The sequence below is a fragment of the Rhizobacter sp. P1_G5 genome (assembly GCF_056405435.1).
Map to the genome: position 1 here is coordinate 1 of NZ_JBFUCB010000906.1, position 1,764 is coordinate 1,764.

Consider the following 1,764-nt stretch of genomic DNA (forward strand, 5'->3'; position numbering starts at 1 on the left):
CAGGGCGTGGCGCAGGCCTGCGAGGCGGCCCAGCGCGGCCTCGACACCGTCAGCGAGATCGCCCCCGATTTCTCGAAGCTGATGGAGCGGGCGCAGAACTTCCGCCGCATGGCCGCGCAGTTCGAGCAGCCGGCCGCGCCGGGCTGCGTGCGCTGGATCGACCTGTCGCCGCACCAGGCGCGGCTGGTCGAGTCGCCGCTGGACATCCGCGACGCGCTGCGCGAGCAGATGGATGCGGCGCCGCGCGCCTGGATCTTCACGTCGGCCACGCTCGGCGACGACGAGCGGCTGTCGTGGTTCACCGAATCGGCCGGGCTCGAAGACGCGCTGACGCTGCGGGTGGGCAGCCCGTTCGACTACGCCGCGCATGCGCGGCTCTACATTCCCGCCGCCTTCCCGAAGCCGAACGAGCCCGGGCACCCGCCGGCCGTGGTCGCGCTGGCCGCGCGCTGTGCGCGGGCGCTGGGCGGGCGCACCTTCGTGCTGACCACCACGCTGCGGGCGCTGCAGACGGTGGGCGAACGGCTGCGCGACACCTTCGAATCCGAGGGCGACAACATCCAGGTGCTGATGCAGGGCTCGATGCCGAAGCGCCAGCTGCTGCAGCAGTTCCTCGCGCAGCCGCGCTCGGTGCTGGTCGGCTCGCAGAGCTTCTGGGAGGGCATCGACGTGCCGGGCGACGCGCTGCAGTGCGTGATGATCGACAAGCTGCCGTTCCCGCCGCCGAACGACCCGCTGGTCGAGGCGCGCGTCAAGCGCCTGGAGAGCGAGGGCCGCAACCCGTTCTCGGACTACTTCATCGCCGAGGCGGCGGTGTCGCTGAAGCAGGGCGCGGGGCGCCTGATCCGCAGCGAGACCGACCGCGGGCTGCTGGTGGTCTGCGATCCGCGCATGGCCGGCATGAACTACGGCAAGCGGCTGCGCGATGCCTTGCCGCCGATGACGCGGGTGATGGCCGAGGCCGAAGCCCTGGAGTGGCTGGAAGGCCTGCAGGCGCAGGCGCTTCCATTCTGAGTTCTATTGCGCCGTCGCCGGCAGCGGCTCGGACGCGATGAACTCGCTGTTCGGATAGTTCTTGCGCAAGACGCGCCCGGCGTCGTCGCGCAGCTGCTGCAGCCCGAGCTTGTCATAGCTCAGCACCATGATGTGCAGTGCCTCTTCGGTCGCCGGGCTCTGCTGGAATTCCTGCACCGTCTGCTGGGCGCGGTTGGCGGCGGCCACATAGGCGCCGCGCCGGTAGTAGTAGCGGGCGACGTGCACTTCGTAGGCCGCCAGCGAGTTGACGATGTAGCGCATGCGCGCCTGCGCGTCCGGCGTGTACTTCGACTGCGGGAACTGGTCGACCAGCTGCTTGAACGACTGGTACGAGTCCTTCGAGGCCTGCTGGTCGCGCTCGGACAGGTCCTGCCGCGCGATGCTGCTGAACAGGCCGAGGTTGTCGTTGAAGTTGACGACGCCCTGCAGGTACAGTGCGTAGTCGAAGGCCGGGCTGGTCGGGTGCAGCTTCAGGAAGCGCTCGAGGATCGACAGCGCCGTCGCCTTCTCGCCCGTCTTGTAGTTCAGGTACGCTCGCTCCAGCGTGGCCTGCTGCGCGAGCGGCGTGCCGGCGGCGCGGCCTTCGAGGCGCTCGTAGAGCTTCAATGCACGGTCGTAGCTGCCGGCATCGGCTTCGGACTTCGCCTCTGCATACAATTTCTCGACGGTCATCCCGGCCGTTTCGTCTTTCGGGGTCGAGCCACAGGCTGCGAGCAGGGCGGCCAACAC

The 1,764-nt window shown here is 69.3% G+C and carries 2 protein-coding genes; one reads left to right on the forward strand and one right to left on the reverse strand.

Translation table 11 applies throughout. The annotated features are described in order from the left end of the window. A partial coding sequence (locus AC1D12_RS32580) for an ATP-dependent DNA helicase (protein ID WP_477845273.1) occupies positions 1-1,014 on the forward strand: 1,014 nt, incomplete at its 5' end. A gap of 3 nt (positions 1,015-1,017) precedes the next feature. Here the strand turns inward: AC1D12_RS32580 and AC1D12_RS32585 are convergent. Then, positions 1,018-1,764, reverse strand: coding sequence for an outer membrane protein assembly factor BamD (locus AC1D12_RS32585; RefSeq protein ID WP_477845274.1), 747 nt, complete (start codon positions 1,762-1,764; stop codon positions 1,018-1,020).